Annotated in this window: 22 protein-coding genes; 9 read left to right on the top strand and 13 right to left on the bottom strand. The window is 68.3% G+C overall.

Annotated elements, in window-relative coordinates; translation table 11 throughout:
• The 4 genes from eno to ACT9AS_RS05635 all read right to left on the bottom strand — a co-directional run bounded on the left by eno (position 1) and on the right by ACT9AS_RS05635 (position 4309).
• Positions 1 to 1287: a phosphopyruvate hydratase gene (eno, locus tag ACT9AS_RS05650; protein WP_445099161.1), complete on the bottom strand. Its 1287-nt coding sequence runs from the start codon at positions 1285 to 1287 to the stop codon at positions 1 to 3.
• Positions 1288 to 1304: 17 nt separating this feature from the next.
• Entirely contained in the window at positions 1305 to 2138 is an 834-nt protein-coding gene (kdsA, locus tag ACT9AS_RS05645) for a 3-deoxy-8-phosphooctulonate synthase (protein WP_445099160.1), read from the bottom strand.
• Complete coding sequence (locus tag ACT9AS_RS05640) at positions 2135 to 3805, bottom strand: CTP synthase (protein ID WP_445099159.1); 1671 nt, start codon at positions 3803 to 3805, stop codon at positions 2135 to 2137. Before ACT9AS_RS05640 ends, kdsA begins: the two co-directional genes overlap by 4 nt.
• Positions 3806 to 4030: 225 nt before the next feature.
• Positions 4031 to 4309 (bottom strand): hypothetical protein, encoded by a 279-nt coding sequence (locus ACT9AS_RS05635; RefSeq protein WP_445099158.1) that lies wholly within the window; start codon positions 4307 to 4309, stop codon positions 4031 to 4033.
• Positions 4310 to 4591: 282 nt separating this feature from the next.
• Here ACT9AS_RS05635 and parE point away from each other — a divergent pair, with 282 nt between their 5' ends.
• A complete protein-coding gene (gene parE / locus ACT9AS_RS05630; RefSeq protein WP_445099157.1) occupies positions 4592 to 6499 on the top strand; it encodes a DNA topoisomerase IV subunit B in 1908 nt (635 codons plus the stop codon).
• A gap of 66 nt (positions 6500 to 6565) precedes the next feature.
• Entirely contained in the window at positions 6566 to 8554 is a 1989-nt protein-coding gene (locus tag ACT9AS_RS05625) for an LpqB family beta-propeller domain-containing protein (protein WP_445099156.1), read from the top strand.
• Positions 8555 to 8628: 74 nt separating this feature from the next.
• On the opposite strand, the gene hutG is transcribed toward ACT9AS_RS05625, so the two are convergent.
• From hutG to ACT9AS_RS05600, 5 genes are all read right to left on the bottom strand, one after another.
• On the bottom strand, positions 8629 to 9411 hold the full coding sequence (gene hutG, locus ACT9AS_RS05620) for an N-formylglutamate deformylase (RefSeq protein WP_445099155.1): 783 nt from the start codon (positions 9409 to 9411) through the stop codon (positions 8629 to 8631).
• 120 nt (positions 9412 to 9531) lie between these two features.
• Positions 9532 to 10875, bottom strand: coding sequence for a glutathione-disulfide reductase (gorA, locus tag ACT9AS_RS05615; protein WP_445099154.1), 1344 nt, complete (start codon positions 10873 to 10875; stop codon positions 9532 to 9534).
• 64 nt (positions 10876 to 10939) lie between these two features.
• Entirely contained in the window at positions 10940 to 12211 is a 1272-nt protein-coding gene (locus ACT9AS_RS05610; RefSeq protein ID WP_445099153.1) for an FAD-dependent oxidoreductase, read from the bottom strand.
• Between the two features lie 9 nt (positions 12212 to 12220).
• Positions 12221 to 13477: a DUF418 domain-containing protein gene (locus tag ACT9AS_RS05605; protein ID WP_445099772.1), complete on the bottom strand. Its 1257-nt coding sequence runs from the start codon at positions 13475 to 13477 to the stop codon at positions 12221 to 12223.
• A gap of 161 nt (positions 13478 to 13638) precedes the next feature.
• Positions 13639 to 14118, bottom strand: coding sequence for an FKBP-type peptidyl-prolyl cis-trans isomerase (locus ACT9AS_RS05600; protein ID WP_445099152.1), 480 nt, complete (start codon positions 14116 to 14118; stop codon positions 13639 to 13641).
• Positions 14119 to 14225: 107 nt separating this feature from the next.
• On the opposite strand from ACT9AS_RS05600, the gene ACT9AS_RS05595 reads away from it, so the two are divergent.
• Together ACT9AS_RS05595 and ACT9AS_RS05590 are read left to right on the top strand one after the other, a co-directional pair.
• Positions 14226 to 14801: an NlpC/P60 family protein gene (locus ACT9AS_RS05595; RefSeq protein ID WP_445099151.1), complete on the top strand. Its 576-nt coding sequence runs from the start codon at positions 14226 to 14228 to the stop codon at positions 14799 to 14801.
• 128 nt (positions 14802 to 14929) lie between these two features.
• On the top strand, positions 14930 to 15583 hold the full coding sequence (locus ACT9AS_RS05590) for an NlpC/P60 family protein (protein ID WP_445099150.1): 654 nt from the start codon (positions 14930 to 14932) through the stop codon (positions 15581 to 15583).
• Positions 15584 to 15658: 75 nt separating this feature from the next.
• On the opposite strand, the gene ACT9AS_RS05585 is transcribed toward ACT9AS_RS05590, so the two are convergent.
• A complete protein-coding gene (locus ACT9AS_RS05585; RefSeq protein WP_445099149.1) occupies positions 15659 to 16150 on the bottom strand; it encodes a hotdog domain-containing protein in 492 nt (163 codons plus the stop codon).
• Between the two features lie 115 nt (positions 16151 to 16265).
• On the opposite strand from ACT9AS_RS05585, the gene ACT9AS_RS05580 reads away from it, so the two are divergent.
• The 3 genes from ACT9AS_RS05580 to ACT9AS_RS05570 are packed head-to-tail and all read left to right on the top strand — an operon-like array spanning position 16266 to position 18141.
• The gene (locus ACT9AS_RS05580; protein WP_445099148.1) at positions 16266 to 16727 is read left to right on the top strand and encodes a hypothetical protein; all 462 of its coding nucleotides are present in this window, start codon (positions 16266 to 16268) and stop codon (positions 16725 to 16727) included.
• Between the two features lie 53 nt (positions 16728 to 16780).
• Positions 16781 to 17653: a subclass B3 metallo-beta-lactamase gene (bla, locus tag ACT9AS_RS05575; RefSeq protein WP_445099147.1), complete on the top strand. Its 873-nt coding sequence runs from the start codon at positions 16781 to 16783 to the stop codon at positions 17651 to 17653.
• Positions 17653 to 18141: an NUDIX domain-containing protein gene (locus ACT9AS_RS05570; RefSeq protein ID WP_445099146.1), complete on the top strand. Its 489-nt coding sequence runs from the start codon at positions 17653 to 17655 to the stop codon at positions 18139 to 18141. Before bla ends, ACT9AS_RS05570 begins: the two co-directional genes overlap by 1 nt.
• An 11-nt stretch (positions 18142 to 18152) precedes the next feature.
• Here ACT9AS_RS05570 and ACT9AS_RS05565 read toward each other — a convergent pair whose 3' ends face one another.
• Positions 18153 to 18632: a hypothetical protein gene (locus ACT9AS_RS05565; RefSeq protein ID WP_445099145.1), complete on the bottom strand. Its 480-nt coding sequence runs from the start codon at positions 18630 to 18632 to the stop codon at positions 18153 to 18155.
• Positions 18633 to 18820: 188 nt separating this feature from the next.
• Complete coding sequence (locus ACT9AS_RS05560; RefSeq protein WP_445099144.1) at positions 18821 to 19267, bottom strand: GNAT family N-acetyltransferase; 447 nt, start codon at positions 19265 to 19267, stop codon at positions 18821 to 18823.
• A gap of 140 nt (positions 19268 to 19407) precedes the next feature.
• Between ACT9AS_RS05560 and ACT9AS_RS05555 the strand changes: the two genes are divergently transcribed.
• On the top strand, positions 19408 to 21093 hold the full coding sequence (locus ACT9AS_RS05555; RefSeq protein ID WP_445099143.1) for an alkaline phosphatase: 1686 nt from the start codon (positions 19408 to 19410) through the stop codon (positions 21091 to 21093).
• Between the two features lie 146 nt (positions 21094 to 21239).
• Here ACT9AS_RS05555 and ACT9AS_RS05550 read toward each other — a convergent pair whose 3' ends face one another.
• Positions 21240 to 21659, bottom strand: coding sequence for a CopD family protein (locus tag ACT9AS_RS05550; RefSeq protein ID WP_445099142.1), 420 nt, complete (start codon positions 21657 to 21659; stop codon positions 21240 to 21242).
• Positions 21660 to 21792: 133 nt separating this feature from the next.
• On the opposite strand from ACT9AS_RS05550, the gene ACT9AS_RS05545 reads away from it, so the two are divergent.
• Complete coding sequence (locus ACT9AS_RS05545; protein WP_445099141.1) at positions 21793 to 22401, top strand: methyltransferase; 609 nt, start codon at positions 21793 to 21795, stop codon at positions 22399 to 22401.
• Positions 22402 to 22467 lie beyond the last annotated feature (66 nt).

The following is a 22467-nucleotide window of genomic DNA, read 5'->3' as shown; positions in this document are numbered from 1 at the left end:
TCAGCGCTTCAGCGAGACGAACGCGTCGCGCCCGGCGTAACGGGCCGCGCTGCCGAGCTGTTCCTCGATCCGCAGCAACTGGTTGTACTTGGCCACGCGGTCGCTGCGGCTCAGCGAGCCGGTCTTGATCTGGGTCGCCGTGGTCGCCACCGCGATGTCGGCGATGGTGGTGTCCTCGGTCTCGCCCGAGCGGTGCGACACGACGGCGGCGTAACCGGCGCGGTCGGCCATCGCGATCGCCTCCAGCGTTTCGGTCAGGGTGCCGATCTGGTTGACCTTGATCAGGATCGCGTTGGCGACCTGCTGGTCGATGCCCTGCTGGAAGATCCGCGGGTTGGTCACGAACAGGTCGTCGCCGACCAGTTGCACCTCGTTGCCGAGGCGCTGGGTCAGCAGCTTCCAGCCGGCCCAGTCGCCCTCGTCCATGCCGTCCTCGATGGTGACGATCGGGTACTGGTCGCACCAGTTGGCGAGGAAGTCGACGAACTGCTCGCTGGTCAGGCGCTTGCCCTCGCCGGTGAGGTTGTACTTGCCGTTGTCGAAGAACTCGCTGCTGGCCACGTCGAGGCCGAGCAGGATGTCCTCGCCGGCGTGGTAGCCGGCCTTGCCGATCGCCTCGAGGATGGTTTCCAGCGCTTCCTCGTTGCTGCGCAGGTCGGGGGCGAAGCCGCCCTCGTCGCCGACCGCGGTCGACAGTCCGCGGCCCTTGAGCACCGACTTGAGCGCGTGGAACACCTCGGTACCGGCGCGCAGGCTCTCGGAGAACGTGTCGAAGCCCGTCGGCAGGATCATGAATTCCTGCAGGTCGACGTTGTTGTCGGCGTGGGCGCCGCCGTTGATGATGTTCATCATCGGCACCGGCAGCACCGGCGTGCGGTCACCGGCCAGGTGCTTCCACAGCGGCAGCTTCAGCGAGGCGGCCATCGCGTGGGCATTGGCCATCGAGACACCCAGCAGCGCGTTGGCGCCGAGCCGGCCCTTGTTCTCGGTGCCGTCCAGGTCGATCAGGCGCTTGTCGACGGCGGCCTGGTCGGCGCCGTCCATCCCGGTGACCGCCTGGGCGATCGTGGTGTTGACGTTGTCGACCGCGGTGCGCACGCCCTTGCCGAGGTAGCGGGTCTTGTCGCCGTCACGCAGTTCGACCGCCTCCTTGGAGCCGGTGGACGCACCCGAGGGCACCATTGCGCGGCCGAAGCTGCCGTCGGCGAGGGTGACTTCCGCTTCCAGGGTCGGGTTGCCGCGGCTGTCGAGGATCTCGCGGGCGTGGACTTTGGCGATCTGGGTCATGTCGGGTTCTTTGCAGCTCAGGATTGTGATTCGAGGAAGCCGTTACGCTTGGTGATCTCGTCGATCGCCATCAGCGTCTCCAGCAGCGCGCGCATCTTGCCCAATGGCCAGGCATTGGGGCCGTCGGACAGCGCCTCCGCCGGGTTTGGATGGGTTTCCATGAAGATGCCGGAAATGCCGACCGCCATCGCCGCGCGCGACAGCACCGGCACGAACTCGCGCTGGCCGCCGCTCTTGCCGCCGGCGCCACCGGGCAACTGCACGCTGTGGGTGGCGTCGAACACCACCGGGCAACCGGTATCGCGCATCACCGCGAGGCTGCGCATGTCGGACACCAAATTGTTGTAGCCGAAGCTGGCGCCGCGCTCGCAGACCATGATGTCCTTGTTGCCGGTCGCCAGCGCCTTGTCGGCAACGTGCTTCATCTCCCACGGCGACAGGAACTGGCCCTTCTTGACGTTGACCGGCTTGCCGGCGCTGGCGACCTTCTGGATGAAGTCGGTCTGCCGGCACAGGAACGCCGGGGTCTGCAGCACGTCGACGACCGAGGCGACCTCGTCCATCGGGGTGTACTCGTGGACGTCGGTCAGCACCGGCACGCCGAGCTGCTTCTTGACCTCGGCCAGCACCTTCAGCCCCTCTTCCAGGCCCGGGCCGCGGAAGCCCGACACCGAGGTGCGGTTGGCCTTGTCGAAGCTGGACTTGAAGATGAAGGGGATGCCGAGTTCGTCGGTGATCTCCTTGAGGGTGCCGGCGGTGTCGAGCTGCAACTGCATCGACTCGATCACGCAGGGGCCGGCAATCAGGAAGAACGGCCGGTCGAGGCCGATGTCGAAACCGCAGAGCTTCATGCTTTCGCCTCTTTCAGCAGGCCACCGGCCTGGCCTTCGTTGGCCTTGTATTCGCGCGCGGCGCGGATGAAGCCGACGAACAGCGGATGGCCGTCGCGGGGTGTGGACAGGAACTCGGGGTGGGCCTGGCAGGCCAGGAACCAAGGATGCTTGTCGCGCGGCAACTCGACCATCTCGACCAGCAGGTCGTCCATCGACTTGGCGCTGATCACCAAGCCGGCGTCTTCCAACTGGGTGCGGTAGCGGTTGTTGAACTCGTAGCGGTGGCGGTGGCGCTCGCCGACCACGTCCTTGCCGTACATCGCGTGGGCCAGGGTGCCGGGCTTGATCCGCTGGTCCTGCAGGCCCAGGCGCATGGTGCCACCGAGGTCGCTTTCCTCGCTGCGGCGCTCCACGTCACCGGTCGCCGTGCGCCATTCGGTGATCAGACCGATCACCGGGTGTGGGCTGGCCTTGTCGTTCTCGGTGCTGTTGGCGCCTTCCAGCCCGGCCAGGTGGCGGGCGACGTCGACCACCGCGGCCTGCATGCCGTAGCAGATGCCGAAGTACGGAACGCCGTTCTCGCGTGCATGGCGGGCGGTCTGGACCTTGCCTTCGAAACCGCGGTCGCCGAAGCCGCCCGGCACCAGGATGCCGTCGACGCCTTCCAGCGCGTTGCCGCCGTGGGTCTCGACATCGGTGGACTCCAGCCACTTGAGCCTGACCCGGGTGCGCTGGCGCAGGCCGCCGTGCTTGAGCGCCTCGCCGATCGATTTGTAGGCGTCCTGGTGGTCGACGTACTTGCCGACGATGCCGATCGTGACCTCGTCGACCGGGTTCTCGGTGGCGTCCAGCACTGCGTTCCACTCGGTCAGGTCGGCCGGGCCGGCATCCAACTGCAGGCGCTCGATGATCAGGTCATCGAGGCCCTGCTCATGGAAGCGCCCCGGCATCTTGTAGATGTTGTCGAGATCGAGCGCGTTGATCACCGCGCGCTCGGAAACGTTGGTGAACAGCGCGATCTTGCGGCGCTCGCTGTCGGGCAGCGGCTGCTCGGAGCGGCACAGCAGGATGTCGGGCTGGATACCGATCGAGCGCAGCTCCTTGACCGAGTGCTGGGTCGGCTTGGTCTTGAGCTCGCCGGCGGCGGCGATCCACGGCACCAGGGTGAGATGCATGAACAGCGCCTTGTCGGGGCCGCGCTCGCTGCGGATCTGGCGGATCGCCTCCAGGAACGGCAGAGACTCGATGTCGCCGACGGTGCCGCCGATCTCGACCAGGCCGATATCGAAGCCCTGTGTCGCCTCTACGATGCAGCGCTTGATCTCGTCGGTGACGTGCGGGATCACCTGCACGGTGCCGCCGAGGTAGTCGCCACGGCGCTCCTTGCGGATCACGTTGTCGTAGATGCGGCCGGTGGTGACCGAGTTCTTGCGGCTCAGCCGGGTGCGGACGTAGCGCTCGTAGTGGCCGAGGTCCAGGTCGGTCTCGGCGCCGTCGTCGGTGACGTAGACCTCGCCATGCTGGAACGGGCTCATCGTGCCCGGGTCGACGTTGATGTAGGGGTCCAGCTTCATCATCGTCACGCGCAGGCCGCGCGCTTCGAGGATGGCCGCCAGCGATGCGGCGGCGATGCCCTTGCCGAGCGAGGACACCACGCCGCCGGTGACGAAGACGAGTGGGGTCATGGAACGGTGGGGTGTCATGCGATTCGCTGCCGCTGGAAAGCCGTAGTTTACCGGCTGGGCGCCCGGGCCGCGAGCGGTTGACAGCGACGGCTCGGCCGGGAATGGCGTCCGATCGCCCGGGACGAACAAAGCCGCCGGCAAAGCAGCCGGCAAAGCGGCAATGAAAAAGCGCCCCGGCGGACCGGGACGCTCTGGATCGACACTACATACCGTCAGCAGGGACGATCAGTTGTCGTCTTCCTCTTCCGGCTCGATCTCGCCTTCGACCGCGGCATCGGCCTGGACATCGGCCGCGGTGGCGGTATCGGCGACCGCGCCGGTGGCGGCATTGGCGGTGTCGGACGCCGTGTCGGTGGCAGCGGCTGCATCAGCGGCGGCCTGGTCGACCTGGGCCTGCGCATCGACCTCGGCATTGGCGTCGACCTGCGCGGTCTGGGCGAACGCGGCCGGAGCGGCGATCAGGGCAGCAACCAGGGTCGGCAGCATCAGCTTGCGGATATTCATGGTGGTGTGTCTCCTGAAATTCGTATTGGGGGATGAATCGCCCGGGATGGGGGGCATCCTGGAAATGAAACAACTGACAAAGCACGCCGTCCGGACACAGGGGGCAAACCGGACGACGCAGCCGACCCTAGCGACCGGACCCACGCCGGGGCCTGAACAACGGGAGCTTAACGACGCGGTCACGCTCGGCGGGGTCTGTTGCGAGGCGTCTCCGCGCTTGACCGGCCCCCGGCCCGTCGCCATTCTCGCCGCACCGCCCGTGTCTGGACCCAGAAGCACTCGATGAACAATCGCTACAACGCCGCCGATATCGAAGTCCTGTCCGGGTTGGACCCGGTCAAGCGCCGCCCGGGCATGTACACCGACACCACCCGGCCGAACCACCTGGCGCAGGAGGTGATCGACAACTCGGTCGACGAGGCGCTCGGCGGACACGCCCGCAGCATCGAGGTCACCCTGCACGCCGATGGCAGCTGCGAGGTCAGCGACGACGGCCGCGGCATGCCGGTCGACATCCACCCGGAAGAAGGCATCCCCGGCGTCGAGCTGATCCTGACCCGGCTGCATGCGGGCGGAAAGTTCAGCGGCAAGAACTACACGTTCTCCGGCGGCCTGCACGGCGTCGGCGTCAGCGTGGTCAACGCGCTGTCGACCCGGGTCGAGCTGTTCATCAAGCGCGAGGGCAACGAATACCGGATGACGTTCGGCGACGGCGACCGGACGTCCGAGCTGGAGATCGTCGGCAGCGTCGGCAAGAAGAACACCGGCACCCGGCTGCGGTTCTGGCCGGACCCGAAGTACTTCGACACCGCCAAGTTCAACCTGCGCTCGTTGAAGCACTTGCTGCGGGCCAAGGCGGTGCTGTGCCCCGGCCTCACCGTGCGCCTGTTCGATGCCGCCACCGGCGAGAAGCTGGAGTGGCATTACGAGGACGGCCTGCGCGACTACCTGCGCGGCGAACTGGTCGACCGCGAACTGCTGCCGCCTGAACTGTTCGTCGGCCAGCTGAAGAAGGACACCGAGGTGGTCGACTGGGCCGTGGCCTGGGTGCCCGACGGCGAGCTGGTGCAGGAGAGCTACGTCAACCTGATCCCGACCGCCCAGCACGGCACCCACGTCAACGGCCTGCGCACCGGCTTCACCGATGCGCTGCGCGAGTTCTGCGATTTCCGCAGCCTGCTGCCGCGCGGGGTCAAGCTGGCGCCGGAGGATGTCTGGGACCGGGTGTCGTTCGTGCTGTCGCTGAAGATGACCGACCCGCAGTTCAGTGGCCAGACCAAGGAACGGCTGTCGTCGCGCCAGGCCGCCGGCATGGTCGAGGGCGCCGCCCACGATGCGTTCTCGCTGTGGCTCAACCAGCACGTCGAACTCGGCGAGCGGATCGCCCAGCTCGCGATCGACCGCGCCTCGGCGCGGCTCAAGACCGAGAAGCAGGTCACCCGCAAGAAGGTCACCCAGGGCCCCGCCCTGCCCGGCAAGCTGGCCGACTGCAGCAGCCAGGACCTGTCGCGCACCGAGCTGTTCCTGGTCGAGGGCGACTCGGCCGGCGGCAGCGCCAAGCAGGCCCGCGACAAGGACTTCCAGGCGATCCTTCCCCTGCGCGGCAAGATCCTCAATACCTGGGAAGTCGCCTCCGGCAGCGTGCTGGCGTCGCAGGAAGTGCATGACCTGGCGGTTGCGATCGGCTGCGACCCCGGCAAGGACGACCTCACCGGGCTGCGCTACGGCAAGGTCATCATCCTGGCCGACGCCGACTCCGACGGCCTGCACATCGCGACCCTGCTGACCGCGCTGTTCCTGCAGCATTTCCCGTCGCTGGTCGCGGCCGGCCACGTGTTCGTGGCGATGCCGCCGCTGTTCCGCATCGACCTCGGCAAGCAGGTGTTCTACGCCCTCGACGAGGAGGAGAAGCGCATCCTGCTGGAGAAGATCGAGCGCGAGAAGGCCGAGAAGAAGAAGGGCTCGGCTGGCAGTGTCCACGTCACCCGCTTCAAGGGCCTGGGCGAGATGAACCCGCCGCAGCTGCGCGAGTCGACCATCCACCCCGACACCCGCCGGCTGGTGCAGCTGACCGTCGACGACGGCGAGGCGACCCGCAAGCTGATGGACATGCTGCTGGCCAAGAAGCGCGCGTCCGACCGCAAGGCCTGGCTGGAGACCAAGGGCGACCTGGCGACGCTGGAGGTGTAAGCCGCCACGGCGGCGCCCACCCGACGTGGCATGATTCCCGGACAACGGATGTTCCGGGGAGGGAACATGAAATCGAACCAATCCGCCAGTTGCATGCTGGCCTTGCTGCTGGCCTGTCCGTGGGTGGGCGCCCAGACATTGTCGGCCGATCTTTTCGCCCGGCATGCCGAGATCACCGACATCGCTCTGTCGCCCGATGGCACCCGCGTCGCGCTGGCGGTGCCTGCCGCGGAAGGCTCCGAGACCCACCTGCAGGTCGTGCCGCTGGACGGCTCGGGTGAAGTCCAGGCCATGCGCTTCGGCAAGCAGAAGCACGTCACCGACATCTACTGGACCACCGACAACCGGCTGGTGGTGTCCAAGGCCGAGATGGAGCCGTTGGAAGCGCGTCCCTACAGTCTCGGGGAAATCATCGCGACCAACGCCGATGGCAGCGACCAGGAGTTGCTGTTCGGTTTCGTCCCGGATACCGGAATGATCACGGGGCGCCGCAAGGACCGGGGGTTCTCGCAGATCGTCGGCTTGCTGCGCGACCAGCCCGGCATGGCGCTGGTGTCTTTCCGGTGCTGGAACTGCGGCGAGGAACCCGACACCGTCCTGTTCCGCGCCGACACCCGTACCGGCGACCGCAAGGAGATCGAGCGCTTCCCCGGCAGGGTCGGTTTCGCAGCAGACAACACCGGCACCGCCCGGGTGGTGGTCGGCCTCGACGAGAACGACATCCCCACCGCCCAGTACCGCCCAACTCCTGCGGCGGCGTGGCAGCCGCTGCCGAAATCGCTGGCCGGCTACTCGTTGAGCCCGCGCCGCTTCGCCGCCGACAACAACCTGCTGTACGCGCTGGTCTCCGATCACCGCGAACCTGCGCGGCTGTACCGGATCGACCTGGCGGCCGGCACCCGCGAACTGCTTGCCGGTCGCGACGACGTCGAGATCAGCCGGGTGCTGTACGAAGGCAGCCGCGGCGCACCGTTCGCGGTGGCCTACGGCGGCAGCAAGCCGATGGTCGACTACATCGACAAGGCATCGCCGTGGGCGGCCATGCACGCCGGCCTCAGCAAGGCCTTCCCGGGCCAGTTGGTGATGCCGTACGACGTCAGTGACGACGACCGCAAGCTGCTGTTCGTGACCTATTCGGGACGCCATCCCGGCGCGTATTACCTGTTCGACCGCGACAGCAACAAGGTCCGCCTGATCGCCGAGGCGATGCCCTGGATCAAGGCGGAGCAGATGGCCCCGGTGCGGCCGGTCGAGTTCACCAGCGGCGACGGCAAGACCCTGCATGCGATCTACACCAGCCATGGCACCGGCCCCAAGCCGATGGTGGTGATGCCGCACGGCGGCCCCTATGACGTCGAGGACACCTGGGGTTACGACGGCGACGCGCAGTTCCTGGCCAGCCGCGGCTATGCGGTCCTGCAGGTCAACTTCCGCGGTTCCGGCGGGCGCGGGCAGGAATTCGTCGAAGCCGGCTACCGCGAATGGGGCGGCAAGATCCAGGACGACATCGCCGACGGCGTGCGCTGGGCGATCGACCAGAAGCTGGCCGACCCGGATCGCATCTGCATCTACGGCGCCAGCTTCGGTGGCTATGCGGCGCTGATGAACCCGATCCGCTACCCGGACCTCTACCAGTGCGCCATCGGCAGCGTCGGCGTCTACGACCTGCAGATCATGTTCGAGGAAGGCGACATCCAGGACCGGCGTGCCGGACGGCGTTACCTGGAACGCGTGCTGGGCACCGACCAGGCGGTGCTCGCGGCCAACTCACCGGCACAGCACGTCGACAAGATCAAGGTCCCGGTGATGCTGGCCCAGGGCAAGCTTGACCGCCGGGTGCCGATGGAACAGTTCGAAGCACTGGCCGATGCCTTCGAGGACAGTGGCCGCCCTGCCAGGACGCTGGTGATCAGCGGTGAAGGCCATGGCTTCTACAAGCCGGAGAATCGCGCCAGGTTGTACCGGATGATGGAAGAGTTCCTGGACCAGTACATCGGCGAGGACGTGGCGGGTGCCGACAGCACGGCCACCAATGCGAGCGCCAGTATCGACTGAGCCCCTCTGCCCGCAGGCAACGCGAAGGCCGACCCGGAACACCGGGCCGGCCTTTTCGTTCGTGGTCGCGGCAGTCAGGCGTCGAGGCAGGTCCGCAACAACGGTTGCAACAGCTTCTGCAAGCGCGACGCCTTTTCCGGGAGGTAGTCGAACGACGCCTCGTCCATGTAGTTGCGCTGGCTGATCTCCAGTTGCACCGCATCGATGCCGCGCGCCGGGTCGCCGTAGTGGCGGGTGATGTGGCCGCCCTTGAAGCGGCCGTTGGCGACCCAGTCGTAGTCGTCCTGCGAACCCAGCACGGATTCCAGCCGTGACTGCAGTGCCGGCGAGCAGCTGGTGCCGGTGGCGGTGCCGAGGTTGAGGTCCGGCAGGCGGCCCTCGAACAGGAACGGCAGGTCGCTTCCGCGGATCGAGTGGCCTTCCCACAGCACTGCACGGCCATGTTGCGCGTGGATGCGGTCGAGTTCGCTGCGCAGCGCGTCGTGGTACGGCCGCCAGTAGCGCTCGACCCGCGCGGCGATCTCGGCCGCATCGGGCGCTTCGCCATCGCGATACACCGGCGCACCGCTGAACCGCACCGCCGGGCACAGGCCGGTGGTGTTCTGGCCGGGATACAGCGAGGTGTCGTCGGGCGGGCGGTTGAGGTCGACCACGTAGCGCGAATAGCGCGGCACCAGGATCGAAGCACCGAGTTCGCGGGCGAAGTCGTAGAGCCTGGAGACGTGCCAGTCGGTATCCGGCGCGCGCCGGGCATCGTCGGTCATGCGCGCGGCGAGGTCGTCGGGGATCGCGCTGCCGTCGTGCGGCAGGCTGACCAGCAGCGGCGCCGTGCCGCGGTGGAGGGTGTAGGTGTTCATGCGGCTATTGTCGCGCAAGTCGATGCGGGTGCCCGATCTGTTCAGGCCCATGTAGGAGCGACGTAAGTCGCGATTTCACTGACATCCGGAATCGCCGTGCGTTCGCGACTTACGTCGCTCCTACCGCATCAGCACCAGCTCCTCGGCGCTGGTCGGGTGGATCGCGACGGTGTCGTGCAGGTCCGCCAGGGTGACGCCACGTTTCAACGCGACCGCGAAACCCTGCAGGATCTCGTCGGCCGCTTCGCCCAGCAGGTGGATCCCGACCACGCGGCGCTCCTCGCCCACGCAAACCAGCTTGAACAGGCTGCGCTGCGGCGAGTCCGCCAGTGCATGCAGCATCGGTCGGAAGCTGGAGCGGGCGACGTGGACCGCATCGCCGTGCAATTCGCGGGCCTTCGCCTCGGTCAACCCGACCTTGCCGATCGGCGGATGGCTGAACACCACGGTGGCGATGTCATCCGGATCCAGCGGCCGGTCGCGGTCGCCGAACAGCCGGTCCATCAGTCGGCGTGCGGCGGCGATCGCGACCGGCGTCAACGGCAGGTCGGTGCTGACGTCGCCCACCGCGAAGACGCTGTCGACGTTGGTCGAATGACGCTCGTCCACGATGACGTGGCCGCGCTTGTCGGTCGCGACGCCCGCCGCCTCCAGCCCCAGGTCCCGGGTGTTCGGACGGCGGCCGGTGGCGAACAGCACGGCATCGAATGCGTCGTCCGGCGTCCCCTCGCCCACCAACCGGATACCGTTGCCCGCCTGCTCGAGCGCGCTTACCTCGCAGCCGAAATGCAGGTGCACGCCGGCCTGCCGATAGTCCTCGGCCAGTTGGTCGGCCAGCTCGGCGTCGAAGCTCTCGACCAGGCGCTGTCCGCGGACGAAGACTTCGACTTGGCTGCCCAATGCCTGCAGCACGCCCGCAAGCTCGGTGGCGATGTATCCACCGCCAACCAGCGCGACCCGCTCCGGCGGCGCGGTCCAGTGGAAGAAATCGTCGGAGGTACCGCCCAGTTCCGCACCGGGGATATCCGGTCTGGCCGCATGGCCACCGGTGGCGAGCAGCAGGCGCGGTGCGCACAGGCGCACGCCGTCCTCGCATTCGATCGTGTTGGCATCGCGCAGGGTCGCGCGCATCGGCAGCACCGCGATCCCGGCCTTGTCGAGCCGTTGCTGGTAGCTGGCATGGATGTTGGTGATGTAGCGCTGGCGGTGGGCGATGAAGGCCGGCCAGTCCAATGCGCAATCCTGCGCGGCGAACCCCAGCGTTTGCGCGAACGACAGCTTGCGCCCGACCTCGGCCGCCAGCCACATCGCCTTCTTCGGCACGCAGCCGGCGTTGACGCAGGTGCCACCCAGCGCGCCGGGCTCGAGCAGGGCCACGCGCGCGCCGTGCTCGGCGGCGCGAAAAGCCGCGGCCAGTCCGCCGGAGCCGCCGCCGATCACGATCAGGTCGAAGTCGTAAAGCATGGTTCCTCCCGGTCGACAGGCGGCCATCGTGCCGCAGCCGATGTCGTGCGTGCGTCAGCGCCGCTCAGGCAAACCGCTCGGGCCGGAACGGCGCGGGGTCGATGGCCGGCGCGTGCCCGCTCATCAGGTCAGCGAGCAGTTGTCCGGTACCGCTGCTCATGCCGACGCCCATCATGCCGTGGCCGGTCGCCAGCCACAGGTGGTCCTGGCCGGGCGCGCGGCCGATGATCGGGACGTCGTCGCAACTCATCGGCCGCCAGCCGTACCAGCGCTCCTGCACCTGCGGCCCGACCGGCTGGTGCAGATATTCGGCCGCACCGCGCTCCAGTGCGGCAAGTCGTCGCGTGTTGAGGCTGTCGTCGAACCCGGAGAATTCCATCGTGCTGCCGAGCCGGAACCCGGTGCAGTCGCCTTCATCGCCCCAGGCGGTCACGCAGACCGAGCGCTCGCGCAGGATCAGCGGCCGCCGTGGCACCAGTGGCGGCGCCGAATAGGTGATCGAGTAGCCCTTGCCCGGCTGCATCGCGCGGCGCAACCACGGCAGGCCGATCGCCGGGCCCAGCCGGTGCGACCAGGCCCCCGATGCCAGCACGACGTCGCGCGCGCGCATCGGGCCGTTGGCGGTCGTCAACGCGATCCCATCGGATTCGTGCGACATCGACTGCAGTGGGTTGCCTTCGACGATCACCCCACCGCGCTCGCGCACCACCCGCGCCAGCTCGGCGACGTAACGGTCCGGGCGCAGCGCGGCGTCGCCCGAGAAACGGATCGCCCCGGCCACGCCGGGCTTCAATGCCGGCTCCTGTGCTTCACAGGTCGCGCCGTCGACCACCTCGACATCGACGCCGAGTTCGCGCAGCAGGCCGATCTCCTGCTGGCCGTGGGCGAACGCGCGCGGGTCGCGGTAGATGTAATCCTCGCCGGTCTCGCGGAAGTCGCAGTCGAGTCCGTACCGGCCCACCCAGTCCTGCAGACGGGTGCGCGAGTCGTTCAGCAGCATCGACTTGGCCAGCGCGCTGGCGCGCCAGTCGCGCACGTTGCAGCGTGCGGCAAACGTCCACAGCCAGCGCCACAGGACCGGGTCCATGCGCGGACGGACGTACAGCGGCGCGTCGGGCGTGAGCATCATCCGCAGCGCGGTCGCGACCATCCCCGGTGCCGCCAGCGGTGGCGCATGGCTGGGGGTGATGGTGCCGCAGTTGCCATGGGAACTGCCGCCGCCGATCCGGCCCGCATCGAGCACGCATACGCCGCGACCGGCCTCGATCAGGGCCAACGCCGACGCAAGGCCGACCACGCCGGCACCGACGACAACCACATCTTCGCGTTGATTCATCGCGCCAGTTTACGAGGTGGAGGCGTCCAGCGGCAGTGCACCGTCACGCCGCATGGGAGGCAACTGCCAGTAGGTGAAGGCCCGCCACGTCCACTCGAGCGGACCATAGCGGAACCGCGACAACCACCAGCGGCTGAGCACCACCTGCAGCGCGAAGAACACCGCCACGCCGACCACCTGCCACGCACGCGACACCTCGCCCCACAGCCCCAGGCCATAGCCGTAGAACACCAGCGTGCCGGCCATCGACTGCGCCAGGTAATTGGTCAGCGCCATCCGTCCCGCCGGCGCCAGCGTACGCAGCCACGAGGCACCGCGCTCCAGTGCCAGTACCACGATCGCGATGTAGCCCAGTGACAGCAGCGGCGAGCCGGCCATGTGCAACGTCATCGCCAGCATCGTCGCCGGCGACGACTGGTCGGTGCCGCCGGGGTTCGGGTCGATCGCGACACTGGCCACGGTCAATGCCAGCCCCGCGACGCCGCCGATCCAGCCCATCCACACGAACAGGCGCCGGTGCCCCGACGGCTGCGCCATCGCCCCGCTGCGGACCAGCCACGCACCAACCAGGAACATCCCCAGCACCATCGGCACCAGGAACACGTTGAAGCCCAGCATGTGCAGGAAGGTCCGGACGCGCACGGCGGTCGCCGCGGCGTAGCTGCCGGCCGAGTAGGCCGCAACTTCGGCCGCGCGCAGGTCGGCGGCCTCGGCGGCGGCCTTGGAGGCGTTTGGGTCCTGGGTCCCGTCGCCCATCGTCATCATCGCGGTGAAGAACAGCATCAGGCCGATCATCACCGCCCAGATCCCGCCACCCCACTTCCACAACCGCTCCGTCGGGGTGTTGCGGAACAACAGCAGCAGCACCAGCGCGGTCAACGCGTAGGACACCAGGATGTCGCCCGACCAGATCAGCAGCGCGTGGACGAGGCCGAACAGCAGCAGGCCGAACGTGCGCCGCAGGTAGACCGGCGCGAAGCTGCGCCCGGCGGCCTGCGCGCGGCCGAGCATGACCGCGAAGCCCATCCCGAACAGCAGCGAGAACAGCGTCCAGAACTTGCCGCGCACGAACACGTACACGAACGCGTCGGCCAGCCGGTCCAGCCCGCGATCACCCGGCGAGATGCCTTCGGAGATGTCCATCAGCGGGGCGCTGAAGAACTCGACGTTCATCAACACGATGCCCAGCAGCGCGATGCCGCGCAGCACGTCGAGGTTGTCGATCCGCTGTGCGGACGCCAGTGGCGCCAGCGGGGTGCCGGTCATCGTGCTGCCCATCGTGAAAGCCTCCCCAGACTCGATCCGGGGATCATGACAGCGCCGCGGTGACCCGCAAGCGGCCATTGGTCATGCCCCGATGGCGGAGGCCCGAACGCGGAACGGCCCGCGTTGGCGGGCCGTCCGGTAGTGCTTCGATGTGGCGTGGCTCAGTGCTCGTGGCCGCCTTCGCCGTGCACGTGGCCGTGCTGGACCTCTTCCTCGCTGGCCTCGCGGACCTCGACGATCTCGATCTCGAAGCTCAGGTCCTTGCCCGCCATCGGGTGGTTGAGGTCGACGTCGACCACGCTCATGCCGACCTTCTGCACGGTCACCGCGCGCGGGCCGAAGTTGGTCGGCAGCACCGCCTGCATGCCCGGGACCAGCTTGACGTCCTTGAAATACTTCTTGGGCACCCGCTGGGTCAGGTTCGGCTGGATCTCGCCATAGGCCTCGGCGGCCTTAACGTCGGCGCTGAACTTGTCGCCGGCCTCGTGGCCTTCCATCGCCTTTTCCAGCCCCGGGATGATGTTGCCGTGGCCGATCAGGATCGCCAGCGGGCCGCGGCCCTCGGAGGACTCCAGCGATTCCCCGCCCTGCTCGGCGACGGAATAGTGGAACAGGACGACGCGGTCTTTTTCGATTTTCATGGCTGGACTCGGTAGAAGGGCGACGCGCACTGGAGGCGCGGGCAGCACCACCGGATCGGTGGCGGCGAGGGTTGCCGCCGCAGCCGGCAGCGTTCAAGCTGTCGACCGTGACGAAAGCCGCGCATTATCCCGGCAACACCGCCCCCACGCCAGCACGGCGCCACTGGGGCATCGGCGCGTCGCTCGCCTTCGTGGTGCTGGCAGGCGCGTCGCTCGCCGGTTGCGGCGGCAGCCAGGACGTCGTCCGCCGCACCCCGCCGCCGGAAAATCCGCGCCAGTGGCCGGTGGTCCCGCCCAGCAATCCCGCCGCGGCCAACGCGGTGCTGATGCGCGCGATCAGCCTGGTCGGCACGCCCTATCTCTACGGCGGCAACACCCCGCAAGCCGGTTTCGACTGCAGCGGGCTGGTCAACTACGTCTACGACGACATGCTCGACATCAAGCTTCCGCGGACCTCGCGGGCGTTGTCCGAGTACCAGGGGCCCCGGATCGAGCCCCGGCAACTGAGCGCCGCGGACCTGGTGTTCTTCAGCACCGGCGGGCGCGTGACCCATGTCGGCATCTACGTCGGCAACGGGCGCTTCGTGCACGCGCCGAGCAGCGGCGGCACGGTCAGGCTCGACACGCTGGACGGCCACTACTGGCGCGACCACTACAGCGGTGCAAAGCGCGTCCTGAACTGAGCGCGGGCGAAACGGGGATATGGAACTGAGAACCCTCGCGCATTCATTAACGATAATTTAACTTCAATTAAACCTATCGCAACGATTTGATCGTCATGATCGCCCGGTGACGACTTCGTGATGACCATGTGAAGTACCTGATTTCCCGGCACACCGCCGCTGCCCGTTCCGCGCGGGTCCGCAACCTCCTCTTCGCATGCCTGCTGGCCACCGCGGCCACGCCGGCGATCGCCCAGCAAGCGACTCCCACCGCGTCGGCCTCGGCCGCGGTGGAGGCGCCCGCGTTGATGCCCGAAGCCATGGCGCTGCCGGATCGCGCACTGCTGGTCGCCAACGACATCAACAGCATGCTGGTTTCCGGCAAGACCGCGGCGGTGGCCGAGGACTACACGCCGCCGGACAGCCGGATCAAGACCGTGCTTCAGAAGGCACTGACGCTGCTGGGCACGCCCTACCGCTGGGGCGGCACCTCGCCCGAGAAGGGCTTCGACTGCAGCGGGCTGGTCAGTTACGTGTTCCGCAACTCCCTGGGCATCGAGCTGCCGCGGGTGTCGCGCGACCAGGCCGAAGCCGGCGAGCTGGTCCAGGACAAGTCCAAGTTGAACGTGGGCGACCTGGTGTTCTTCGGCCGCCGGGGCCGGGTCGACCACGTCGGCATCTATGTCGGTGAAGGCCGCTTCGTGCATGCGCCGAGCACGGGCAAGGACGTGATGGTGTCGAGTCTCGACAGCGGCTACTGGAGCCGCAAGTACATGCAGGCGCGCCGCGTCGCCGGGATCTGAGGCGCCGCGTTCCGGACAGCCCAAAAAAGCCGCCTCCGGGCGGCTTTTTCGTATCCGGCGCAGAAGCGGTAAAGGCTACGGCACGCCCGCCAGCCGGTAGCGCTCGACGGTCTGCTCGATCCCCTTGCTGAGCTCCATCACCTTCATCGCGTACTCGGCCAGTTCGCGGTCGTCATCGCTCACCGGCTCCCAGCCGGGCACCGGCGTCGGCTTGCCCTCGACCCCGTCGAGCGCCACGAACACGATCACGCAATGCGTGCACAGCCGCGGCGTTCCGCCCATCGGGTCGCAGGCGCTGACCTCGACCGCGAAGTGCATGCTGCTGGTGCCGGTATGCACCAGCTTGGTCCGCACGGTGACCAGGTCGCTGATCCGGATCGGCGCGACGAAGCGGATGCCGCCGACCGCGACGGTGACGCTGTAGGTGCCGCTCCAGCCCACCGCGGCGGCGTAGCCGGCCTGGTCGATCCACTTCATCACCACCCCGCCGTGGACCTTGCCGCCGTAATTGACATCGGTCGGCTCGGCCAGGAAGCGCATCGTCAACTCGCGCTGCCGCCCACTCATGCCGGCCGCGCCACGAAGGTGCCGGATGGGATGCGGGCGTGTGGACGTTCGCCGGGGAATCGGGTCATCGATGTCGTCTCCATCAGTCGTATCGTCGGTCGATTATGCGCATGACATGCCGCTTGCCGGCCACGTGCGGACGCGCGATGCTGCGGACGGTTTGCAACCGGGGCGCGACATGGGACGCACGATCCTCGCTGTGGTGGCCGGCATCTTGGTGGCCTGGCTCACGATGATGCTCTGCCAGTTCGGCAGCGCCGCGCTCCACCCGCCGCCACCGGGACTCGACCTGACCAGCCCGGCGGACCTGACCGCCTTCATCGGGGCTGCGCCGCCATCGGCGATGGCGCTGGTGGTGACGGGCTGGGCGTTGGGCTCCCTGCTGGGCGGCTGGCTCGCGGCGCGGATCTCGCGCCGGCATCCACGCACGGCGGCGCTTCTGGTCGGCGCGGTGGTGCTGGCCGGCGTCATCGCCAACGCGGCGATGATTCCGCACCCGCTGTGGATGACTGTGCTCGGGGTGCTGCTGCCGTTGCCCGCAGCGTGGCTCGGCTCCGTTTCGCGCACCACGCGGTAGCCCGGACCGGCATGATCGTCGACACTGTGGCGCCCATCGCCAGCCGACCTTCGATGCCAACCCTCCGCCTGCTCGCCCTCACCTGCACCCTGCTGCCCGCCCTCGCCATCGCCGCCGAACCGGTGCTGCCGCAGTCCAAGGGCTACCAGACCCCCGACAGCTGGCGCCAGCCGGTCGCGCCGTTCCGGATCGCCGAGCACACCTGGTACATCGGCACCGAAGGCCTGAGCGCGCTGCTGGTCAAGACGCCCGACGGCGCCGTGCTGGTCGACGGCGGCGTGCAGCAGGCCGCCGACATGCTGCTGCGGCACATGGCCGAACTCGGCGTCGCCCCCGATGACCTCAAGCTGATCCTGCACAGCCACGCCCACGGCGACCATGCCGGCCCGCTGGCCGCGATCCGCCGCGCGACCGGCGCCACCCTCGTCAGCAACGCCGAATCCGCCGTGCTGCTCGCCCGCGGCGGCAGCGACGACATCCATTTCGGCGACGAGATCGTGTTCCCGCCGACCCAGGCCGACCGCCTGCTGCAGGATGGGGAAACCGTCGAACTCGGCGGCATCGTCTTCACCGCCCACTTCACCCCGGCCCACACCCCCGGTTCGATGAGCTGGACTTGGACTGATACCACTGACGCCGGCAAGCCGCTGCGCATCGCCTATGTCGACAGCCTCAGCACGCCCGGCTACGAGCTGATCGACAACCCGCGCTTCCCGCATATCGTCGAGGCCTACCGGCGCGGTTTCGATGCCGTGCGCGCCCTGCCCTGCGACCTGCTGATCGCCCCGCATCCCGGCAGCGTCGGCTGGGCCCCGGCCGCCACCGACGCACCGCATCCGGAACCGATGAGCTGCGTCGAATACGCCGACAGCTACGAGCGCGCGTTCGACCAGGAGCTGGCCAGGCAACGCCAGGCCGCCGACTGATGCCCTACACCCCGATCGTCGCCACCCTCGGCTACGTGCTGTCGGCCGACGGCCGCGAAGTCCTGCTGGTCCACCGCAACGCCCGCGCCGACGACCAGCACCTGGGCAAGTACAACGGCCTCGGTGGCAAGCTGGAGGCCGACGAGGATGTGGTCGCCGGCATGCGCCGGGAGATCTTCGAGGAAGCCGGCATCGACTGCGACCGCCTCGTCCTGCGCGGCACCATCAGCTGGCCCGGCTTCGGCAAGCACGGCGAGGACTGGCTCGGTTTCATCTTCCTGGTCACCGGCTTCAGCGGCACGCCGTTCACCAGCAACCCCGAGGGCGAACTCGAATGGGTGCCGCTGGAGCGCCTGAACGAACTGCCGATGTGGGAAGGCGACCGCAACTTCCTGCCATTGGTGTTCGACGACGACCCGCGCGCGTTTCACGGAGTGATGCCGTACCGCGACGGGCGGATGGTGTCCTGGCGCTATTCGCGGGCGTAGGGCAGGACCGGCTACTGGCTGATCCGCACCGACCCGCGCCCCTCGTGCTGCTCGAACACGAAGCGATAGGCAAGCGACACCGCCTGCGCAACCTTGTCCGCCCCGGTGCAGTCACCGGCGTCGGCATCGGCGCTGCGGGAATCGCTGAACGTGCAGCGCGCCGCCGGATCGAAGCGCCAGTTCGCGACCACATCCTTCGCAGCGGCGAAGAATTGCGGGTCGACGATGCCGGGCGCCGGACACTCCGGCGTCGCCTCTATCGGTGCGCTGCCCATTACCCCACCGTCGCGATCGATGCTCACCCGCAGGCATACCGCTTGCGGCGGCAGTCCCTGCCGCAGCAGGGACTCCGGGTAAGTCGGCAACGCATTGCCCGGCGCCGCCTGCGGCATCTGGAACGCCTCGTTGCCCGCAAGTTGCACGCGCGCAGGGAACGCTACGCGGCGAGTGATGTCGGTCACCCCGACCTCCCCGGAACGGATCGATTCCACCGTGGTCTCCGGTGCGGTGCTTGCGCAACCTCCCATATGCAACAACCCGGCCGAGAGAATCAGTAGCGCAGCCACCGCCGGCATCTTCGCGGTCGAACATTCCATTGCCCACCTCTGTTTACGCCCGTAATCAAATAAAGATTACAGTCGTAAACAATAGTGTCAAGCCGACAGGCGCCACGGTTGCATCAACGCCGCGCCCTGACGACGTAGTCCATGCCCACCGACTTCGTGTTCTCGACAAACCCGTACTTCGCATACAGGTGCCTGGCCTCGCCATCGGCGAACAGCGCCACGTGCGCGGTTTCCGGCGCATTGGCGCGCAGCCACGTGTCCAGTGCCGCCATGATCCGCTTGCCGAGGCCGCGACGCTGGTGCGCCGGCTCCACCGCGATGTCGACCACGAAGAAGAAGCACCCGCCATCGCCGACGATCCGGCCCATGCCGACCAGTTCGCCGTCACGCAGGACGCTGACGCCGTACAGGGTGCCGGCAACGCCGCGCGCGGCCGCGTCCGCCGATTTGCGCGACAGGCCCGCCGCCGCTCGCAGGCGTGCGTAGGCGGCGGCGTCGGGAAACCGCTCCACCAGCACGTGGTCCGCCATGGCCTCGTGGCCTCCGTGTTCCTCACCCATGCCACGCCCTCCATCGATCAAAGCCACATGTTGACCCGTGAGCGCGATCACGGGCGGCCCGCGCCTGCATGGGAGTGTCCCACTGCTGCAACGATCGCGCGGCATAATTGATCCCAATCATTTGTCGAAAGGTTTTCTCGATGCCCCGTCTGCGACGCGCCTGCCTGGTCCTCGTTCCCACCGTGCTGATCGCGGCCTGTGCCACCACGGCCACCGGTCCCGCGACTCCGCGACACACGCTGCAGGTGGACGTCCCCGCTACCACCCACCCCGACGGCGAAACCGCCGCGTGGTGGTTCCGCGACGGCGCGGCCCAGGCGGCCGAACGAGGCGCGATGGATGGCCGCGCGAAGAACGTGATCCTGTTCGTCGGCGACGGCATGAGCCTGCCGACGGTCGCCGCCGCGCGCATCCTCGCCGGTCAGCGCGCCGGCCAGCCCGGCGAGCACAACCGCCTGAGCTGGGAGCACTTTCCCGCCACCGCGCTGAGCAAGACCTACAACACCGACTCGCAGACGCCCGACTCGGCCGGCACCATGAGCGCCATGGCGACCGGCGCCAAGACCCGCGCCGGCGTGATCAGCATCGGCCAATCCGCCGACTTCGGCGACTGCGGCGGCGCCCTCGCCGCGCCACTCGCGACCCTGTGGGAACTGGCCGCCGCCAGCGGCATGGCAACCGGCGTGGTGTCCACCGCCCGCCTCACCCACGCGACTCCCGCGGCGACGCTCAGCCATTCCGCCAGCCGCGGCTGGGAAAGCAGCGTGCCCGCCGAAGCGAAGGCGGCCGGCTGCATCGACATTGCCCGGCAGATGATCGAGTCGCCGTTCGGCACCGGCCCGGAAGTGATGATGGGTGGCGGTCGCACCAACTTCATGCCGGCGGACCAGCACGATCCCGAATACCCGGAGGAGACCGGCCGCCGCAAGGACGGTCGCGACCTGATCGCGCAGTGGAAGCAGCGCCATCCGGACGGCAGCTATGTCTGGAACGCCGAGCAGTTCGCCGCGGCGCCGACCGACGCCCCGGTGCTGGCGTTGTTCGAGCCCAGCCACATGCAGTACGAGCACGACCGCCCCAACGACGCCGCCGGCGAGCCGAGCCTGGCCGAAATGACCCGCGCCGCGATCACCCGCCTGGCCGACGACTCCGACGGCTACGTGCTGCTGGTCGAGGGCGGCCGCATCGACCACGCCCACCACGACGGCAACGCCTACCGCGCGCTGACCGACACCATCGCGCTGAGCGACGCCGTCCAGGCCGCTGTCGACATGACCTCGGCCGAAGACACCCTGGTCCTGGTCACCGCCGACCATGCCCACACCCTGAGCTTCGTCGGCTACCCGATGCGCGGCAACCCGATCCTCGGCAAGGTGCGCGAGGTCAACGACGAAGGCGTCGCCGAGTTCACCCTCGACGCCCGCGGCATGCCGTACACCACGCTCAGCTACGCCAACGGCCCCGGCTACACCGGCGCCTCGAAGTCGCAACCGGCCGGCCCAAAATCCTTCCCGCACGACGCCGATGGCTACCAGGCCGCCAACGGCCGCCCCGACCTCACCGATGTCGACACCACCGCCCCGGATTACATGCAGGAAGCGCTGGTCCCGACCGGCTCGGAGTCACACGGCGGTGACGATGTCGGCATCTGGGCGCGCGGCCCCGGCAGCGCCGCCGTGCGTGGCAGCGTCGAGCAGAACACGATCTTCCACTTCCTGCTGCAGTCGACCCCGCACCTGCGCGAGGCGGTGTGCGAAGCCGGCGCTTGCAATGCCGATGGCGTGCCGGTGGAGCTGCCGGCGGCCGCGGCGCTCAACCCGCGCTGACGGTCGTTCCCGTGTAGGAGCGACGCAAGTCGCGATTTCACTGATACCCGGGATCGCCGTGCGATCGCGACTTACGTCGCTCCTACACAACGCGGCACGCGCAAAGCGAAACAACGCCAAACACGCACAACCCGCGGCACGCCCGGTCAGAACGGCTTCGCCAGCACAAGCCAGACAATCGCCACCAGCACCAGCACCGGCACCTCGTTGAACCAGCGCATCGCCCTCGCCGAGGGCAGCGCGCGCCCGGCGTCGACGCCTTTCAGCCAGCGCCCGCTGACGATGAAGTACGCCAGCAGCAGCGCCACCAGCACCAGCTTGGCATGCAGCCAGCCACCGCCGATCCCGAAGTGCAACCACAGCGCCAGCCCCAGCAGCACCGCCAGTCCGAACATGACGTGGCCGAAGCGGAACAGCCGCCGCCCCATCAGCACCAGCCGCGCGCGCACGGCCGGCTGCTCGCCGGCTTCGGCGATGTTGACCAGGATCCGCGGCAGGTAGAACACCGCCGCCATCCAGGCAATCACGAACACGATGTGGAAGGTCTTGATCCAGATGTAAGCCATCGAGGGCTCCGGTAGGGTGGCGGTGATCGCGACAGGATGACATGCGACGCCACCTCATCTCGCACTGCGTCGGCCCAGCCGCCCTCGCGAACATGCTGCTCCCAACCGTCCAGACCGACGCTCCCCGACGACCATGACTAAACATTACGACCAGGCCTACTTCGACCGCTGGTACCGCGACCCCGCGCTGAAGGACACCGCGATCGGCGGCGGCGCGCGACTGGCGCGCAAGGTCGCGCTCGCGGTGGCGACGGCCGAATACCACCTCGAACGGCCGATCCGCAGCGTGCTCGACATCGGCTGCGGCGAAGGTGCCTGGCGCGCGCCGCTGCTGAAGCTGCGGCCGAAGTTGCAGTACCTCGGCTTCGACAGCAGCGAATACGCGATTTCCCGCTACGGCTCGCGCCGCAACCTGCACCACGCCCGCTTCGGCGACTTCGAGTACCTGCGCCCCTGCGCGCCGGTCGACCTGCTGGTCTGCAGCGACGTGCTGCACTACCTGCCGACCCGCGAACTCGACCGCGGCCTGCCGGCGCTGGCCGAGCTGTGCGGCGGCGTCGCGTTCCTGGAGACCTTCACCCGCGCCGACGGCATCGATGGCGACACCGAGGGTTTCATGGCGCGGCCAGCGAAGTTCTACCGCGAACGCTTCGCCCGGATCGGCCTCGCGCCGCTGGGCTCGCACCTGTGGCTGGCGCCGGGCTTGCGGAGCGATACGGCGGCCCTGGAACTCCCGAACTGACCCGCCTTTTGTAGGAGCGACGTAAGTCGCGATTTCACTGCCATCCGGTTCCGTCGTGCGATCGCG

The organism is Lysobacter sp. F60174L2, from assembly GCF_052547135.1.
The sequence above is the reverse complement of the archived record's forward strand: the minus strand, read 5'-3'. Positions and strand labels throughout refer to the sequence as shown.

Excerpts from the sequence above, each read along its gene's own strand:
- ACT9AS_RS05635 (WP_445099158.1), bottom strand. The coding sequence starts at position 4,309 with ATGAATATCCGCAAGCTGATGCTGCCGACCCTGGTTGCTGCCCTGATC.
- gorA (WP_445099154.1), bottom strand. The coding sequence starts at position 10,875 with ATGCTTTACGACTTCGACCTGATCGTGATCGGCGGCGGCTCCGGCGGA.
- ACT9AS_RS05555 (WP_445099143.1), top strand. The coding sequence starts at position 19,408 with ATGCCCCGTCTGCGACGCGCCTGCCTGGTCCTCGTTCCCACCGTGCTG.
- kdsA (WP_445099160.1), bottom strand. The coding sequence starts at position 2,138 with ATGAAGCTCTGCGGTTTCGACATCGGCCTCGACCGGCCGTTCTTCCTG.
- ACT9AS_RS05585 (WP_445099149.1), bottom strand. The coding sequence starts at position 16,150 with ATGAGTGGGCGGCAGCGCGAGTTGACGATGCGCTTCCTGGCCGAGCCG.
- bla (WP_445099147.1), top strand. The coding sequence starts at position 16,781 with ATGCCAACCCTCCGCCTGCTCGCCCTCACCTGCACCCTGCTGCCCGCC.
- ACT9AS_RS05550 (WP_445099142.1), bottom strand. The coding sequence starts at position 21,659 with ATGGCTTACATCTGGATCAAGACCTTCCACATCGTGTTCGTGATTGCC.
- ACT9AS_RS05640 (WP_445099159.1), bottom strand. The coding sequence starts at position 3,805 with ATGACCCCACTCGTCTTCGTCACCGGCGGCGTGGTGTCCTCGCTCGGC.
- parE (WP_445099157.1), top strand. The coding sequence starts at position 4,592 with ATGAACAATCGCTACAACGCCGCCGATATCGAAGTCCTGTCCGGGTTG.
- ACT9AS_RS05545 (WP_445099141.1), top strand. The coding sequence starts at position 21,793 with ATGACTAAACATTACGACCAGGCCTACTTCGACCGCTGGTACCGCGAC.
- ACT9AS_RS05610 (WP_445099153.1), bottom strand. The coding sequence starts at position 12,211 with ATGAATCAACGCGAAGATGTGGTTGTCGTCGGTGCCGGCGTGGTCGGC.
- eno (WP_445099161.1), bottom strand. The coding sequence starts at position 1,287 with ATGACCCAGATCGCCAAAGTCCACGCCCGCGAGATCCTCGACAGCCGC.
- ACT9AS_RS05600 (WP_445099152.1), bottom strand. The coding sequence starts at position 14,118 with ATGAAAATCGAAAAAGACCGCGTCGTCCTGTTCCACTATTCCGTCGCC.
- hutG (WP_445099155.1), bottom strand. The coding sequence starts at position 9,411 with ATGAACACCTACACCCTCCACCGCGGCACGGCGCCGCTGCTGGTCAGC.
- ACT9AS_RS05570 (WP_445099146.1), top strand. The coding sequence starts at position 17,653 with ATGCCCTACACCCCGATCGTCGCCACCCTCGGCTACGTGCTGTCGGCC.
- ACT9AS_RS05560 (WP_445099144.1), bottom strand. The coding sequence starts at position 19,267 with ATGGGTGAGGAACACGGAGGCCACGAGGCCATGGCGGACCACGTGCTG.
- ACT9AS_RS05625 (WP_445099156.1), top strand. The coding sequence starts at position 6,566 with ATGAAATCGAACCAATCCGCCAGTTGCATGCTGGCCTTGCTGCTGGCC.
- ACT9AS_RS05580 (WP_445099148.1), top strand. The coding sequence starts at position 16,266 with ATGCCGCTTGCCGGCCACGTGCGGACGCGCGATGCTGCGGACGGTTTG.
- ACT9AS_RS05605 (WP_445099772.1), bottom strand. The coding sequence starts at position 13,477 with ATGACCGGCACCCCGCTGGCGCCACTGGCGTCCGCACAGCGGATCGAC.